The 16,303-nt window shown below is 60.5% G+C and carries 14 protein-coding genes and 1 tRNA gene; 3 read left to right on the top strand and 12 right to left on the bottom strand.

Annotation, left to right across the window (positions count from 1 at the left end):
- Nucleotides 1-97: 97 nt before the first annotated feature.
- The 10 genes from OXI69_11615 to OXI69_11570 form a co-directional block, all read right to left on the bottom strand.
- Nucleotides 98-733, bottom strand: a complete 636-nt coding sequence (locus OXI69_11615; GenBank protein ID MDE2666787.1) for a radical SAM protein — start codon at nt 731-733, stop codon at nt 98-100.
- 68 nt (nt 734-801) lie between these two features.
- The gene (gene era / locus OXI69_11610) at nt 802-1,731 is read right to left on the bottom strand and encodes a GTPase Era (protein MDE2666786.1); all 930 of its coding nucleotides are present in this window, start codon (nt 1,729-1,731) and stop codon (nt 802-804) included.
- 50 nt (nt 1,732-1,781) lie between these two features.
- On the bottom strand, nt 1,782-3,062 hold the full coding sequence (locus OXI69_11605; protein MDE2666785.1) for a hemolysin family protein: 1,281 nt from the start codon (nt 3,060-3,062) through the stop codon (nt 1,782-1,784).
- Nucleotides 3,059-3,487, bottom strand: a complete 429-nt coding sequence (gene ybeY / locus OXI69_11600; protein MDE2666784.1) for an rRNA maturation RNase YbeY — start codon at nt 3,485-3,487, stop codon at nt 3,059-3,061. Before ybeY ends, OXI69_11605 begins: the two co-directional genes overlap by 4 nt.
- A 19-nt stretch (nt 3,488-3,506) precedes the next feature.
- Entirely contained in the window at nt 3,507-4,541 is a 1,035-nt protein-coding gene (locus OXI69_11595; GenBank protein ID MDE2666783.1) for a PhoH family protein, read from the bottom strand.
- A 269-nt stretch (nt 4,542-4,810) separates the two neighbouring features.
- Nucleotides 4,811-6,832, bottom strand: coding sequence for an NAD-dependent DNA ligase LigA (ligA, locus tag OXI69_11590; GenBank protein MDE2666782.1), 2,022 nt, complete (start codon nt 6,830-6,832; stop codon nt 4,811-4,813).
- Between the two features lie 435 nt (nt 6,833-7,267).
- Nucleotides 7,268-8,425 carry an N-acetyl-alpha-D-glucosaminyl L-malate synthase BshA gene (gene bshA / locus OXI69_11585; GenBank protein ID MDE2666781.1) on the bottom strand — a complete coding sequence of 386 codons (1,158 nt, stop codon included), beginning with the start codon at nt 8,423-8,425 and terminating at the stop codon, nt 7,268-7,270.
- The gene (gene bshB1 / locus OXI69_11580; protein MDE2666780.1) at nt 8,422-9,150 is read right to left on the bottom strand and encodes a bacillithiol biosynthesis deacetylase BshB1; all 729 of its coding nucleotides are present in this window, start codon (nt 9,148-9,150) and stop codon (nt 8,422-8,424) included. The genes bshA and bshB1 overlap by 4 nt, the downstream gene beginning before the upstream one ends.
- Nucleotides 9,110-9,604 (bottom strand): tRNA (adenosine(37)-N6)-threonylcarbamoyltransferase complex ATPase subunit type 1 TsaE, encoded by a 495-nt coding sequence (gene tsaE / locus OXI69_11575; GenBank protein MDE2666779.1) that lies wholly within the window; start codon nt 9,602-9,604, stop codon nt 9,110-9,112. The genes bshB1 and tsaE overlap by 41 nt, the downstream gene beginning before the upstream one ends.
- Nucleotides 9,601-11,274 (bottom strand): NAD(P)H-hydrate dehydratase, encoded by a 1,674-nt coding sequence (locus OXI69_11570; GenBank protein ID MDE2666778.1) that lies wholly within the window; start codon nt 11,272-11,274, stop codon nt 9,601-9,603. Before OXI69_11570 ends, tsaE begins: the two co-directional genes overlap by 4 nt.
- A 299-nt stretch (nt 11,275-11,573) precedes the next feature.
- Between OXI69_11570 and OXI69_11565 the strand changes: the two genes are divergently transcribed.
- Nucleotides 11,574-11,840: a hypothetical protein gene (locus OXI69_11565; protein ID MDE2666777.1), complete on the top strand. Its 267-nt coding sequence runs from the start codon at nt 11,574-11,576 to the stop codon at nt 11,838-11,840.
- 10 nt (nt 11,841-11,850) lie between these two features.
- Entirely contained in the window at nt 11,851-12,234 is a 384-nt protein-coding gene (locus tag OXI69_11560; GenBank protein ID MDE2666776.1) for a four helix bundle protein, read from the top strand.
- Nucleotides 12,235-12,385: 151 nt separating this feature from the next.
- Here OXI69_11560 and OXI69_11555 read toward each other — a convergent pair.
- Nucleotides 12,386-12,460 (bottom strand) — tRNA-Gly (locus tag OXI69_11555).
- Nucleotides 12,461-12,558: 98 nt separating this feature from the next.
- A complete protein-coding gene (gene hemE, locus OXI69_11550; GenBank protein ID MDE2666775.1) occupies nt 12,559-14,508 on the bottom strand; it encodes a uroporphyrinogen decarboxylase in 1,950 nt (649 codons plus the stop codon).
- 511 nt (nt 14,509-15,019) lie between these two features.
- Here hemE and OXI69_11545 point away from each other — a divergent pair.
- Nucleotides 15,020-16,141, top strand: coding sequence for a DUF1080 domain-containing protein (locus OXI69_11545; GenBank protein MDE2666774.1), 1,122 nt, complete (start codon nt 15,020-15,022; stop codon nt 16,139-16,141).
- Nucleotides 16,142-16,303: the final 162 nt, after the last annotated feature.

Below are 16,303 nucleotides of genomic sequence, written 5' to 3'. Positions count from 1 at the left end.
CGCTCGACCGTAGTGACCGCTACGCTCTTCGCTCCCGAGCACGCGCTGAGGGGAGAATGCCTGCCCCATCATCACGCCCCCTGGTGAGAAATGCGGGTTAAACCCCTCTGGCCTCCGGGTCCCAGATGTACTTGTGCATCTGCAGTTGCAGGCGTACCTGCAGGTTGTCCTCCAGGAGCCATTCCGCCAGCAGCCGGGGAGGCAGCTTCTCGAACACGGTCGAGAACAGGACCGAACAGCGGTCGGTGAGTTGGTGCTCCTGCAAGGCGCTTCTGGCCCACAGATAGTCGGCTCGATCGCCGATCACGAACTTCACTTCGTCCCGGGATTGAAGCTTGGCCAGGTTGCCGTAAAGGTTGCGTTGCAATTCTCCACTCCCGGGGCACTTCAAATCCAGAATCTTGACGACCCCGGGATTGACCTGGCCGACATCCAGGCTGCCCCCGGTTTCCAGCAGCACCGTGTAACCTCTGCCGACCAGTTCGTCCATGAGCGGAAAAACCTCCTCCTGCAGCAGCGGTTCTCCCCCGGTGAGCTCGACCAAGGGACAGTCAAAAGACTCTACCTCCCGCAACACCTCCTCAACGGTGTAGTCCTTGCCTTCGTAAAACGCGTACTCGGTGTCGCAATAGGAACACCGCAGATTGCAGTAGGTCAACCTCACGAATACGCAAGGCAACCCCGCATAGGAGGACTCTCCCTGGATGCTGCGATAGATCTCGTTGACTTTCATTCCGGGCGGATCATGAGAAGACGGGGGTTGACCACCGGCGGGAATTGGACAGCACGGGGGAATGACGTCTAACGAGCCTCCAGCTCGCTGTCCAGAAACCGAGGATCGTCACGCCATTTGGCTCGCACTTTTACAAACAGATCCAGGTAGACCGGCTTCCCCAGCAGTCGTTCAATGTCTTTGCGGGCCGCGGCGCCGATGGTCTTCAGCTTCTGTCCCTGGCGCCCAATGACGATCTTCCTTTGGGATTCTCTCTCAACACAGATGTCGCAAAAAATACGAACCGTAGAGGCCTCTTCGTCCTCTTCGAATCGTTTCAGAACCACGATAGTGGAATAGGGGAGTTCCTGCTCCGTATGCCTGACTACCTTCTCCCGAACCATTTCGGCCGCCAGAAAGCGCTCCGGCGAGTCGGTGAACTGAGAGTCGGGGAAATAGGCCGGTCCCCTCGGAAGGTACTTCAGGATCTGTTCCAGCAGCAGGTCCAGGTTGTCCCCCTTCAGGGCGGACACGGGGATAATCTCGGCGAATTGGAACTGCCTGGAATAGAAATCGATAAGGGGAAGCAACCTGGCCTTGGCCAGCAGATCGATCTTGTTGAGCAGCAGCAGCGTAGGCAGGCCCCGCTTCTTGATCAACTCCAGCAGGTAGCGGTCGCCGGAACCGAAAGCGGCGGTGGCGTCCACCATGGCCAGCAGCAAATCGATGCCCTCCAGAGCATCGTACACCGCCCGCATCATTCGCCGGTTCAGCTCATATCCGGGCTTGTGAACTCCCGGAGTATCGGCAAAGACGACTTGTCCTTCCGCCTGGGTGTGGATGCCCAGGATTTTGTGCCGGGTGGTTTGGGGCTTGTTCGAGACGATGGATACCTTCTCTCCCAGGAGGTGGTTGAGCAAGGTGGATTTTCCGGAATTGGGCCGGCCGATCAGCGTGACGAATCCCGATTTGAAGGCGGCATTCCCGGTCTCGCCGAGCGAATCCCGGGGAGACAGCATTTGAACCGGGAGGTTTTCCTTGGCTGTCATGGGTTTCACGACACCTCGCCTCACCGCCCGAGCTGGGGCGGAGCGGTCTGCCGGGCGAGCAACTTGCTGATTCGACGGTGGTCGGCCTCCTGCACCTCGAAGAGAACTCCCTGGGTGTCGTACTTCTCCCCTTTGCGTGGGACCCTGCCGAACACCGAGGTGAGGAAGCCGGCCACGGTGGTGGTCTCCTCGCTGTGCAGCCTGATGTGGAACAGGTCCTCAACCTCCTCGATAGCCGTATTCCCCGGAATCAGGTAGGAACCGTTGGCGTCCCTGGCCAGCGGCGAATTCTCCGCGACCTCGTCTTCGTCATGGATCTCTCCTGCGATCTCCTCCAGGATATCCTCGATGGTCACCAACCCGGCCACGCCACCATGCTCGTCAACCACAATGGCCATGTGGGAGGACTGTCGCTGCAATTCCGCCAGCAACTCGGCAACCCGTTTGGTCTCGGGAACGAATTGGATGGGCCTCACCAAGCTCTCCAGGTTGTCGAGAGTCACCGGGGTGTCCCAGATGTCGATCAGGTCTTTCAGATAGACAAATCCCTCGATGTTCTCCACATGGTCTCGGTACACCGGAACCCGGGAGTGCTTGGTAGAGGTGATCAGTTGCTTGAGCATCCCGGGGGTAGCGCTGACGTTGATGGTCACCATATGGGTTCGGGGAACCATGATGTCCCCGGCCGAGGTTTCGCCGAATTCAACCACCGACTGTATGAGCTCCTCCTCTCCCTTCTTCAGGATTCCCTCTTCCTGGCCCACATCGATAAAGGCCTGAATTTCCTCTTCAATATGCTGCTCCGTCTTTTCCTCCTCGGCCTCGGGAGCATTGAACCGGCGGAACAGCCGCAAGCTGGATGCGAGCGGATAGGCCAGAACCTTCAAGAGCGGGCGTAGCAGCCGATAGCTGGGCAGCAGGGTGAGGACCACCCTTTCAGGCTTGTGGAAGGTGCAGATCCTGGGGATCAACTGCCTGAAGATCACCACCACCAGAAACATGAGACCCAACGCTGCCGGCAGGGTGGTGAGGTAGCTGTCGAATTGGGAGTGCAGGTATCCTGTCAGGACGATGGCAATGGAAACGCTGCAGACCTGGATCCCCACGTAGATGTCTACCTGGCTCTCCAGGCGGCTGTCCATCAACTGCTTGATCTGTCCCGCGGCCTCCGGCGAAAGTTTTTCCACCATTCGCCGCATGGCCACTTTGTTGGTGCGGCTGAGACTCATTTCAAAGATCGAAAGCAGCGTTAACACCAGCAGGAAGAGGAGGGCTGCCAGCAGCACCCCAGCCGTGATCATAGGAGTTCTCTCTGTAGCCTCAGCTCCTTGCGGCGCATCTGCCCCCGGTCGAGCTCATGGTCGAATCCCAGCAGGTGGAGCCAGCCATGAATCATGAGCGTGCAGATCTCCCGCTCCAGGGAGTGATTGCGCTTGAGGGCTTGTCGATAGGCGGTTTCAATGGAAATCATCATATCACCCAGGTAGGGATTGTCAACGCCGGCCGGGTGGGAGTCCTGCGCCGGGAAAGACAGGACATCGGTGGACTCGTCCTTGCCCCGAAACAGACGGTTGTAGCGGCGAATGGTCCGGTCAGTGGTCAGAACAACGCTGAAGTCAGCGGCATCCGTCCTGGCTCGACCGGCAAGCCCCAGGGCGAACCGGCGGAGCCGTTTCAGCGGAACCGCATGCCGGCGCTGGCGGTTGAGAACAAGGACCTCGGGCATCAATGGCGACCTGGCTCAATCATCGGCGTGGCGCCGTCGGGTCGGAATCTTTCTCGGGGGTCGGGTCGGATCCCGGAATGCCGTCGGGAGCAGACGTGGGGGCCGGCTTTTCCGACTCGTAGGTGTCGTAGGCGCGAACGATCCGTTGTACCAACGGATGGCGGACGACGTCGCCTTCGTGAAAGTAGACGAAGTCGATGCCATTGACCTTGGAGACGATGTGGCCGGCCTCCACCAACCCGGAGACCTTGCCGGGTGGCAGATCGATTTGGGTGATGTCTCCCGTGATCACCGCCTTGGAATGAAAGCCGATGCGGGTCAGAAACATCTTCATCTGTTCCGAAGTGGTATTTTGCGCTTCGTCCAGAATCACAAAGGAATCGTTGAGGGTTCGGCCTCGCATGAAGGCGATCGGCGCAATTTCGATGGTGCCCCGTTCCAGATAGCGATCCACCTTGTCGATGTCCAGCATTTCGTAGAGGGCATCGTAGAGGGGACGCAGGTAGGGGTCCACCTTCTCCTGCAGGCTGCCCGGCAAGAAGCCCAAGCGCTCGCCGGCCTCCACGGCAGGTCGAGCCAGGATGATCCGGTTGACCTGCCGAGCCAGCAAGGCAGCCACGGCCATGGCTACCGCCAGGTAGGTCTTGCCGGTACCGGCCGGGCCGATACCGAAAACCATGTCAAACTTTTCGATGGACTGGAGGTAGAGATGTTGGTTGAGGCTGCGGGGAGTGACCTGTTTTCTGCCCGAAAGGCGCATCCGCGGAACGAGAACACAGTCTTTCAGGCGAACCTTGGGGTCTTCCGAAATGATCTTCAGGATGGACTTGAATTCACCGTTGTTGAATTGAAACCCTTGTTCCCGGACCTGATTGAAGTCCCGAACCGCCCTTTCGACGATTTCAACGTCTCCTGCCTTCCCTTCAATGACCAGGGTGTCAGACGCTAAGGAAAGTCGGACATCGAAAACATTTTCGACAAATGCCAGGTTTTCGTCGAGGGTTCCGAAGATCGTCTCCGCCCCATGCCCGAGGGCGACACTCTTCTTCATCATGCCGGGTGGTCTGGTCTCCTCCTTCAGTGACGGGATTCCAAAGAGTGTGACACAGCCGCGCGTTTGCGGTCAAGGAGCGGGAGGCCGAAGCACCGAGGACTATCCTACGCTACCCGATTCAGGGTGACGAAACTGTCAAGGCCCCTGAATCGCGCCCACATTCAATCTGGGATTGTAGGGGCGCCCCTACAATGGGGATCAGCGAGGGGTGGCCTTGTTGAAGCGCTGCCCATCCCCTGACGTCGAAAACAGGTCCGGTGTCGCCAACCTTACCGTTCCCGCATGAGCTCCAGAAATTCGGTTTCGTCCATCACGGGGATGCCCAGTTGGCGAGCCTTGGCCAGCTTGCCGCCGGCATCCTCTCCGGCCACCACAAAGGCGGTTTTCTTGCTGACGGACGAGGTTACGCGGCCTCCTCTCAGAGCGATCATCCGGCCGGCTTGCTCGCGTGTGAGCGTGGCCAGTCTGCCGGTCAGCACCACCTGTTGTCCCTGGAGTTCGGAGGTGGAGGATTCCGCATGCCTCTCCTCCAAATTCAAGCCGGCCTGTCGGAGCTTCTCCACGATCCGCTGGCTGCCGGACTGGGCGAAAAACTGCCGGACCGACTCGGCAACGACCGGCCCCACTTCGAACACGGACTCCAGACTCTCCAGGGAAGCCCCGGACAGATTTTCCAGGGTGCCGAAGTGCCGGGCCAGCACCATGGCCGTGCGCTCGCCGACGTGTCGGATACCCAATCCAAAGATGAGCTGTCCCAAGCCTCTCTGCTTGCTGGCTTCGATCTGGGCCAGCAGGTTGGCGGCGGACTTGGGTCCCATGCGCTCCAGCCCGACCAGGTCATCCAGCTTGAGGGCATAGAGGTCGGACGGATCGCGAACCAATTCCCTGTTCAGCAGTTGGTCGACCAGCGCCTCGCCCAAGCCCTCGATGCGAAGGGCCCTGCGGGAGCAAAAGTGCAGCAGTGCCTCCCGGATCTTTGCCGAACAGGTCCGTTTGATGCAACGAAAGACGGCTTCGTCCTCGGCCCGAACGACCTCTCCCTGGCAGATGGGGCACCGGCGCGGCATGGCAAAGTCTCGTGCTCCGGGAGGCCGGAGGTTTTCGACGACCTTGACCACCTTGGGGATGACGTCCCCTCCCTTTTCCACCCAGACGGTGTCGCCGATCTTGACCCCGAGGCGGGCGATCTCGTCAAGGTTATGCAGGGTGGCGCGGCTGATGGTGGAACCTGCCAGGCGAACCGGTTCCAGCACGGCAACCGGTGTCAGAGCCCCCGTCCTTCCCACCTGAACCTGAATGTCGTTCACCACCGTCGTGGCCTGTCGCGCGCGAAACTTGTAGGCCACCGCCCAGCGGGGAAACTTGGAGGTCTCCCCCATGTCCTGCTGGAGCAGAATGGAATCCACCTTGACCACTACGCCGTCGATCTCGTAGCCGAGGTCCTCTCGCCTGTCTTCCCACAGCCGACAGAAGTCCAACACCTCCCTCACCGAGGCGCACCGCTTCCAGTGGGGATTGACTTTGAATCCCGCCTCCCTGAGCCACTCCAGGGCCTCGGAATGGTTCCGGCGCGGAACCCGTCCGTCCACAAGGGCCTGGTATACGAACATATCCAGATTCCGCCCGGCCACCACACCGGGATCAAGGGTTCTCAAGGTGCCGGCAGCGGCGTTGCGCGGATTGGCAAACAGGGGCTCCCCATTCTCCTCCCGCTCCCGATTGAGTTTTTGAAAAGAGTCCAGCGGCAGGAAGACCTCCCCTCGCACCTCGACCTTCCCTACTCCTTGCGCCTCGCGGCTCAGAGCCGGCACATGAAGCGGGACCGACCTTATGGTGCGGACGTTGGCAGTGACATCCTCGCCCCGGAGCCCGTCGCCTCGGGTGACCCCCCGAACCAGCGATCCATTTTCGAAGGTCAATGCCAGGCTGAGGCCATCGATCTTGAGCTCACACACAAATTCGGTCCGGCTGCTCCCGGCCGACTCCTGAACGCGCCGGTCATAGTCCAGCAGCTCGCTTTCCCCGTAGGCATTGTCCAGGCTCAACATCGGGAGGGTGTGCTCCACCGCGACCAGTCCCTCGCCGGGCTTCCCTCCTACGCGCTGGGTGGGAGAATCGGCAGTCACCAACTCGGGATGAGCCGCTTCCAGTTGCCGAAGTTGCCGGACGAGTTCGTCGAACTCCCGATCGGCGATATCAGGATCGTCCAACACGTAGTAGCGGTGCTCGTGGTAGCGAATACGATCCCGCAATCCGGCAATCTGCTCAACGGCTTCGGCCTTGACCGACATGACACCCCTACCCGCTAATTTGAAACAGCCCTGTATCAGCCACCCCGTCGTATGGGACGGCGGCGCGACTGGGCAAAAAGTGAAGAGTGGAGAGTGGAGAGTGGAGAGTTATTCGATCCACACGCCTTGCATCTTGTCGGTCTCGACGCAGTTCTTCAAATGAGTCCGCCCCCCGTCCTGCCGGGCAGATCATTCAGAGGAAAAACAGCCGTTCGTTAATAAAGACGAACCACGAATGGACCCGAATCAACACAAATAGGGATCGATTCCTTTCAGATTCTCTTCGTGGTCCTTCGTGGACAACTCTTTTTTGTTTCGAAAAAGTGCAACCAAGTCATCCGGTGCGTGCCCATTCCCGAACCCCCCGGATACCCCCTCCCCCCTCTTCACCCTTCACCCTTCACCCTTCAAACTTCAAACTTCAAACTTCAAACTTCAAATCGTGGCGGCGCCCAGCTCCAATCCCTGACGAACGGAACGGATCACCTGCCGGTAATAGTCTTCATAGAGTGGGATGATCTTGGTGGAACAGAATTTCTCCATGGCGAAATCGCGGGCATTCCGGCCCACGGTGCGGTGCCTTCCAGGATCGGTCAACAGCTCGATCGCCCTGGAAGCCATGGTAGCCACATCTCCTGGAGGCACCAGAAATCCGTCCCGCCCATCCCGGACCACCTCCGGAAGGCCTCCCACGCTGGAGGCGATCACCGGCACCTGGCAGGCCATGGCCTCCAGGGCCACCAGTCCAAAGGACTCGGTATCGCTGGGCAGCAGCAACAGGTCGGCTACACCCAGCAACTCGGCGATGGAGTCCTGCTTGCCCAGAAAAACGGTTCGATTTTCCAACCCCTTGTTGTGAGCCAGCCACTCGGCGTTGGAGCGCTCCGGGCCATCGCCCACCATCAGAAGCCTGGCCGGGACCTGACGCTGAAGCCGGTCGAATATCTCGATGACGTGGTTGACTCTCTTCACGGGGCGGAAGTTGGAAATGTGGATCAGGATCCTTTCTTCGGGGAGGGCGTACCGCCCCCTGAGGATGTCATCGTGGGAACGCTGGAAGACATCGCAATTGACGAAATTGGGAATGACGGTGATGGGACTGTCCATTTCGAACTCCCGACCGGTCAGTTCTCGCAAAAACTCGGAAACCGCCGTCACTCCGTCGCTCTTTTCGATCGAGAGGCGGGTAATGGGCAGATAGGATCGATCGTTGCCCACCAGGGTAATGTCGGTTCCGTGCAAGGTGGTGATTACGGGAAGCCGCTTGGGCTTGAGCATCTCCTTGGCCAGGAAGGCGCTCACCGAATGGGGAATGGCGTAGTGGACGTGCAGCAGGTCCAGGTCCTGGTGGATGGCGACATCGGCCATCTTGGTAGCCAGAGCCAGGGCATAGGGAGGATGCTCGAACAGGGGGTAATTCATCATCTCCACTTCATGGAAATGAATCCGATCGCTGGTGGCATCCAGCTTGATCGGGATCGCATAGGTAATGAAATGGATCTCATGCCCCCGTTCGGCCAGTTCCTTGCCGATTTCGGTGGCCACCACGCCGCTTCCGCCGTAGCTGGGGTAGCAGGTAATTCCGATTTTCATGGGGACGCCGCCTTTCGGGACGAGGCGAAAAAGGCCACCGGATCCCCCACGGCCAATGCCTCTCGGGAATGGAAGGCTTCCGCGTAGCTTGTCCGGATGAGAGAACCGTAATGCCGATTCAGCGCCTTGAGCGCAGGAAGGAACTCGGGAACGCTCAGATAGGTTCGGGGCTCGTCCGATCCGGGGTCGTGCAATTGGGAAGCAAAACAGCCGATGGCCCGCATTTTTTGCTCGAAGAAGGCACTGATGTCCACCAGGAAAGAAGGAGCCGGGAAACTCGCTTGCCGGAAGTAGACTATGCGATCGGGCCGAAACCGCGGCTGAGCCGTCGTGATCTTGTTCAGGCCGGAAAGGTAGCAGGCAGCCGTCACGATCCGGCTGGCGGCCACGTGATCGGGATGGGGATCGTCCCAGTGGTGAGTGAATACCAGACCCGGACGGAACTCCCGCAGTCGCTCGATGACCCTGAGGCGCGCTGCCGAGGTATCCTGAAGGTGGGCGTCGGGAAGCCCCAGGTTGACTCTTGTCTTCAATTCCAGGACCTCGGCCGCGGCCTGGGCTTCTCGGGACCGGATCCGGGAGGTCCCCCGGGTCCCCAGCTCACCCCGTGTCATGTCCGCAACACCGGTCCGATGACCCAGATTTGCCAGCTTGGCCAGGGTTCCGCCCACCGACAACTCGACGTCATCCGGATGAGCCCCGAAGGCCAGCACGTCCAGCTTCATGAAACCGTCCACTTCCCTGTCCGGAAGCCAGCGCCGTTCCCACTTCAATGCGCCGGCTCTCCCCGCCCAGATCCACGAATCCCACCCGCGTGGCCCCCTGGCGATCCTGCTCTCTCAGCTTTTCCGGCCACTCCACCAGGATCACCGCCTCCCGGTCCAGGATTTCCTCCAGGCCCAGAGTCTCCAGGTCCGGCCCCGGCTCGACGCGATACAAGTCCAGGTGAAACACGGGCAGCCGCGCCCCGTACTCGTTGATCAGGGTGAAGGACGGACTGGTGACCTCGTCAGGATCGTCCAGGCCCAGTCCACAGACCATCCCCTTGCAAAACACGGTCTTGCCGACTCCCAAGGGACCGTCAAGCAGAAACATGCAGGGCCGCTCCAACGTCTGCCCCATGGCGAACGCCGCCTGGAAGGTTTGTCGTGCGGAATGGCTGAAGATATTCAGTGTCATGGGATTCGGGCCGCCTGCGGAGGGCGGTTGCAGGCGACGGCACCGAACCCCGGGGCAGCTTCCCGGATTTTGCGCAGGGCCTCGGCGGTGAAGCCGGTCAGATCGGAGGCCATTACCGATTGGTCTCCGCGGATCTCTTGCGCCAAATCGCCGGCCAGACCGTGAACGAAAACCGCCAGGGTGATGACCGACTCCAGATCGTCGACCCCCCGTCGGTCCCTGGTGGCCGGCATCGAAAACCATTGGGCCATGAGTCCGGCCACGATTCCGGTCAGAACGTCTCCCGAGCCCCCCTTGGCCATGGCCGGGTTCCCGCTCGAATTCAGGGTGACCTGACCGGAAGGCGAGGCCAGCAGGGTCTGGTGTCCCTTCAAGACCAGGTACAGCCCCCTCCCCATGGCAAAGTCCCTGGCCAGCTCGATTCGGTTCTCCTGCAGTTCCCGGGTCGAGATCCCCAGCAGCCGCGCGAATTCCCCCGGATGCGGAGTCAGCACCAGAATCTCTTCTTTGCGCTCCAGCAGTTCCAAGGCGCCCTGGCAGGCGTTGATACCGTCGGCATCGAGAACCACCGGCAGCGGGCACTCCTCAACAAAGCGCCTGGCAAACTGAACGGTTTCGCTCTCCCGCCCCAATCCCGGGCCCAAGGCGACTACCGTTTTGCCCTGCAGCAGGCTCTCGACCCTCGAGTAGTCGAACGCCTTGGTGGAGAATGTCCCCCCGGGGGTGGCTGCCAGCGGCTCCGTCATAACCTCCAGGAGTTGACCGGCCACAACCGGCTGGCAAGGGGCAGGCACCGCCAGGGTCACCAGGCCGGCGCCACAGGCAAGAGCCGCCTGCGCCGTCATGGCGGCGGCGCCGGTCTTGCCGGTTGAACCGGCGACTGCCAGGACGTGGCCGAAGTGTCCCTTGTGAGCCTCGGGCTCTCTCGCGAAAGCCTGCAGGGTGGTTGCAGCCTCGGCCCGGACGACCTGATGGAGCCGCGACCCCGACTCCCGCACCAGTTCGGGAGGGCTGCCGATGGGAATCACCACCCATTTCCCGGAAAAGCGGGCCGCGGGCGCGAAAACATGGGCCGGCTTGGGAGCGGTGAAGGTCACCGTCAATTCGGATAGGGGAGCTGACACATCGCCCGGGGGATTCCCCAGGGAATCGCAGTCCAGACCGGAGGGAAGGTCAATGGCCACCACGCGGGGAAAGCGCTTCAGGCATTCGACCACCTCCGCCATGAAACCTGTCAGTGGAAGTCTGACTCCGGTGCCCAGAAGGGCGTCCACCAGGATGTCGGCCCTGGCGGGGTCGAGACGGGACTGCACTCTGTCGGACCCATCGCCCTCCTCGACGATCCACTCAATGGGAACTCCCATCTTTTGGGCTATTCCCAGATTGGTCCCGGCGTCACCTTTCAGGGACTCCGGCCGAGCCATCAGGACCACTTGCGTGGCTACTCCTCCAAGGTGGAGGTGTCGGGCCACCACCAGGCCGTCTCCTCCGTTGTTCCCCTTGCCGCAGACCACCAGCACCCTCGAGCCCTGGAGCCCGCCAAAATGCCGCTCCATCTCGCGCACCACGCCGCTGCCGGCATTTTCCATGAGCATCAGGCTGGGAAGACCGTATCGGGCCGTAGTCTCCCGATCCACCCAACTCATCTGACCGCTTGACAGGATCCTCATTTCGCCTCTGGTTGCCGAGTTGGCACCGTACTAACCCCAACTCAATCTAAGCGGTTGAGAAAGTTCAAGTCAAGATCAAAACCGGCAGTCCCGCAGGGGTGGAATCCGAAGGGAAAGGAACTCAACCGATGCTCCCCCGGGAGCGCCGCCACCGGGTGAGAAATGCGGCTGACTGCAGGCAGCGCTCCGGTTGACAATCTTGGGGGTGGAACCTAGAGTTGTGGTTGTAAGCACCGGTTGCGCCACCATCCGTCCCTGGGCACCTGGCTCGCCCTGGGCCCTTCGGCGGATTCCAGGTCATGACCCACTTCTATCTCTACCTGTCAATCATATTGCTGGCCAAGGGGCTCACTCTGGCCGTGGTGGCGCTGGCTCGACAGCGGAGGAGGGCGGAGCCCCCGGATTGCAGCGCGCCTGCCACCCCCGCCGACCTGGAGCCCTTCACCTGTCTCAAGGCCGAACTGAAGGAGGTCAACGAGGGGGTATTCCTGTGTCGAATGCGGTTTGCCAACCAGGCAGGCCGGCATTTGAAGTTTGAAGTTAGAAGTTTGAAGGGGGAAGTTTGAAGGATGAAGTTTGAAGTGGGAAGTGGAAAGAGGACGGGTGAAGTCGGATTTGCCGGAGAGGACGTTTGAGTTTGCCCGGCGGGTGGTCGTGCTATGCCGGTTTCTGGACGAGAAACCAGGGGTCTCGCGGACGCTGGGGAACCAGTTGCTAAGGTCTGGAACTTCGATCGGGGCCAATGTAGAAGAAGGTCAAGCAGCGCAAAGTGAAGCCGACTTCGTCAGCAAGTACAGCATCGCCTGTAAGGAAGCCCGCGAAACGCATTACTGGCTCCGCCTTCTGGCAGCCTCCGAAATCCTTCCGCCGGATAGATTGGCTGAACTGGAGATCGAATGTAATGAATTGATCTCCATTTTGACCAGCATCATCAAGAAAATGAAGACCAGACAGCAATGACTCCGAACTTCAAACTTCATCCTTCAAACTTCATCCTTCAAACTTCATCCTTCAAACTTCATCCTTCAAACTTCTAACTTCAAAAAAAGGCTATCGATCAGGAAGCGGTCGCTTTGCGCAGCCTCTTCCAGTCGATAGCCTTTTTGAATTCTGGAGCGGGAAACGGGATTTGAACCCGCGACTTCAACCTTGGCAAGGTTGCACTCTACCGCTGAGTTATTCCCGCCAATGCCCCCAAACCTTAAGAGGCTTCCCCGCGAAAGTCAATCCGTTTCTGGCTGACGGAATAGGCTCGCTCAATCCGGCTGGGGCGTTTCATCCGGATCACCGAACCTTCCGGCTTCGCTCGTGAACGGCATCCACCAGTCTTAGCACCTGGTCCACCGGGGTCTGGGGCAGAATGCCGTGGCCCAGATTGAAAATGTGGCCCGGCCGCCCTTCAGCCTGATCCAGGATCTCTCCGGCTTTCTCCGCGATGCCGTCGGGATGCCCCAGCAGCACCAGGGGATCCAGGTTGCCCTGCACCGCTTGCCCCTCCCCGATCCTGGCCCAGGCCTGGGCCAGATCGATGCGCCAGTCGACCCCGATGACGTCGGCTCCGGTCGATCCGACCAACTCCAGGTATCCGCCGGTTCCCGTAGAGAAATAGATGACCGGGACGCCGGGCCTGATGTTTTCGATCACCTGGATGGTGTAGGGCAGCACCCAACGCCGGTAGTCCTCTGGGCTGAGGCATCCGGCCCAACTGTCGAAGAGTTGAACGGCCTGGGCCCCGGCCAGAATCTGGCCGTTGAGATACCTGGTTACGCTTCGGGAAATCAACTGCATCATGCTGTCCCAGGCTCCCGAATGGCGGTACATCAGTTCCTTGGTATGGACATAGTTCTTGGACCCGCCTCCCTCGGTGATGTAGGAGGCCAGCGTGAAAGGGGCTCCGGCAAAGCCGATGAGCGGCAAGTCGGGCCTCAGCCCGGCCCGAGCCTTGCGCACGGCATCGAACACGAACGACAGCGATTCTTCCGGTTCGACCTCGGACAGCCGGTCCACCTCAGCCTGTGTACGGATCACCCCCTGGATGTTGGGACCACCCCCGCCCTCGAAGGTGAGACCCAGGCCCATGGGTTCGACGATCAAGAGGATATCGGCAAAGATGATGGCGGCATCCACCCCCAGACGATGGGCCGCGGTAACGGTAACTTCGGCGGCCAGGTCCGAGTTCTTGCACAAACCCAGAAATGAAGTCCGGGAGCGTATTTCCCGGTATTCGGCCATGTAGCGTCCAGCCTGGCGCATGAGCCAAATGGGCGTGTATTCGGTGGCCTGACGGCGGCAGGCTCGCATGAAGACACTGTTGTCCAGCCGGCTGTAGGTCCGCGGGACCGGCGTCCCGGACTCGACGTCCACCGAAACAGCCACCCGCGAAGATGGCGGGACTCCCTCGTCCCGTGGACTGGCGGCGGCTTTCCTGGAGGCCTCCTCCACCAGGCGGGCCATATTGGGCTGGCCGGCTTCCAGGTCCACCCGGACGAGCTCCCGGCGCAGCGCCTGGCTGCAATTGGGCCCGATGGAAGCGGTCACCGCATGGTTCAAGGCGCGTCGCAGGGCATCGGCCTTTTGCTGCTGGCTGGCCAGTTGGAAGAGATGGGACACCTGCATGGAGTTGGTAAACAGGACCACCCGGCAGGTTCCCTCGATCAGGGCATCGATGGCCTGGTAAAGCGGACCGGTGTCGGAGGGCAGTGTCCATCGATAGACGGGAACCTGCAGCACTTCGGCTCCCCGTTTCCTGAGTTCTTCAAGCAACAGTCGATTGGGCGTCCCATACTCCTGAACGGCCACCGTCAATCCGGAGAGGTTGGGGCAACCCTCGCTGGTATCCATGACTTCCAGAACTTCCCGCCAGGTATTGGGTTCGGGGACGGGAATGACCGTAGACAGGCCCAGTGCCCTGAGCGCTGCAATGGGCTTGGGGCCTCGTGCGATCAGCGTGGCTCTGGACAAGGCGCCCAGCAGGTCCCGTTGCCGGTAGCGCCTCTGGAGCACGTCCATCAGGGTTCGGGTTCCCACGCCGGTCATGAAGACGGCGACGGCGACGTCGCCCTGGAGCAGCCTCTCCCCGAATCGGATGGCGCCGACGTTCTGTTCCAGCGGGGCCTCCGCCAGGGCCGGAGCCAGTTGAGCCACACCCTGATGTCTCGAGATCAACGAGGCCATTTCCTCCGCGAATCGGCTTTCGAAGGCAACCACCCGTTGACCCTGGAACCCTGCTGGCATTGGATCGACAGCTCTCATGGACTGTATCGGCCGGAGGAAAACCCGCCTTATGCCGTACCCCCCGGCCCCCCGATTCTCATCGGCGTACCAAGCGGAAAGAACAACCGGGGACTATGGTATCATGCGCCCTTCCGATCGACTTGGCGCCGCACCATCCAACGACAGTTCTCTGCGCGCCCCATTCAAGCACGAGCAAGGGTCAGGAGCCCAAAAAGGCAGGGTTGCCGGACACGCCGGAAAACTGGCGGTGAAACAGTGCTCTCAGGAGCAGGAGGACAAGAGGCCCGCGCCCCCTGCAAGAAAGGTCTCCATCATCCTTCAAACTTCATCCTTCAAACTTCAAACTTCCCCCTCCAGGAGGTCAATCTTGAACCAACCGCTTGCAAACAGTCGACGGACAAGCTTCCGTATGGGTGCCGGTGGATTGATCCTCTGCACGCTCTTCCTGCTCGCTTGCGAGCCCGGGGCGACTCCCCCTCCCCATTCCGAGCCAGGACCGGAAACCGGGTCCGTGCCCAATACCCTGACTCCCGAGGAGGTCAGCCAAGGCTGGGTTCTTCTTTGGGACGGAGAGACCACGTTCGGCTGGCAGTCATTGGGAGGGGCAGAATGGCAGATCGGGAACGGGGTCCTCTCGGCAGCCTCAGGCAACTCCGGGTGGTTGGCCACCAATGCGCAATTCGCCGACTACGTGCTGAAACTGGAATATCGCACTGCCGCCGATGGCAACAGCGGAGTCTTTCTGCGGTCCCTCAAGGAGGGAGAACCCCACCAAACCGGATATGAGCTCCAGATTTGCGATTCACACGCCAGCTACACCACCGGCAGCCTGGTCAACCACATCCAGGCCAAGCCGGTAGTCACCGAGGCGGACCGCTGGCAAAGCTACGAAATCTCGGTTCAGGGAGACCGATTCGTGGTGCGGCTCAATGGCGAACAGATCCTGGATGCGCGGACCGAAGCCCATCGAACGGGGCACATCGGCCTGCAGTACAACCAGGACAAGAAAATAGAATTTCGCAACATCAAGCTGAAACCCTTGGGACTGGAACCGCTATTTGACGGCAATAGCCTGAAGGGCTGGCGCAAGGTGGACCGGCCAAACAAGCCGATGCCGCACGAATGGTCGGTCGGAGAGGGACTGATTCACGTGGAAAAGGGAGCGGGACAACTCGAAACGGAACGGACCTTCAAGGACTTCGTATTCCAGCTCGACATCCGGACCAATGCCCCCGACGCAGAAACCCATCCCAATAGCGGCGTCTTCTTTCGCGGTGACGCCGGGGAGTTCTGGACAGGCTACGAATCCCAGATCCGCAACCAGTTCGAAGAGGGCGATCGCTCCCGACCAGTGGACTTCGGCACGGGCGGTCTCTATTTCTACCACCCCGCCCGGCGAGTCATTCCAAGCGACGGTGAGTTCTTCACCAAGACGATCATCGCCAAGGGGCGCCACATCGCGGTTTGGGTGAACGGCTATCCCGTCACCGACTACGTTGAAGGTCGTCCCGAAGGAAGGAATGCCAGGAAGGAAGCCCGCCTGGAGGGAGGAACCTTCAGCCTGCAAGCCCACGATCCCACGACCAACCTGGACTTTCGAAACCTCAACGCGGTGGAGCTACCCGAGAGATAACCCGCCTTTGCAAGGTGTATTCAGCGACGCGGTAAGGACTACGAATGAACCGCTTGCCAGAAACAAACGCTGCGTCTCACGAAGCCGCAGCTTTGCGGCGTCGCGTATACCCCCCTCCGCATCAGCCTTCGCCTGCGGCTCGGCTTCTGCGACTCCCCCTCA

Source organism: Acidobacteriota bacterium (assembly GCA_028875575.1).
GTDB lineage: Bacteria > Acidobacteriota > Terriglobia > Versatilivoradales > Versatilivoraceae > Versatilivorator.
Note: the sequence above shows the minus strand (reverse complement) of the source record. Positions and strands in the feature narration are given on the sequence as shown.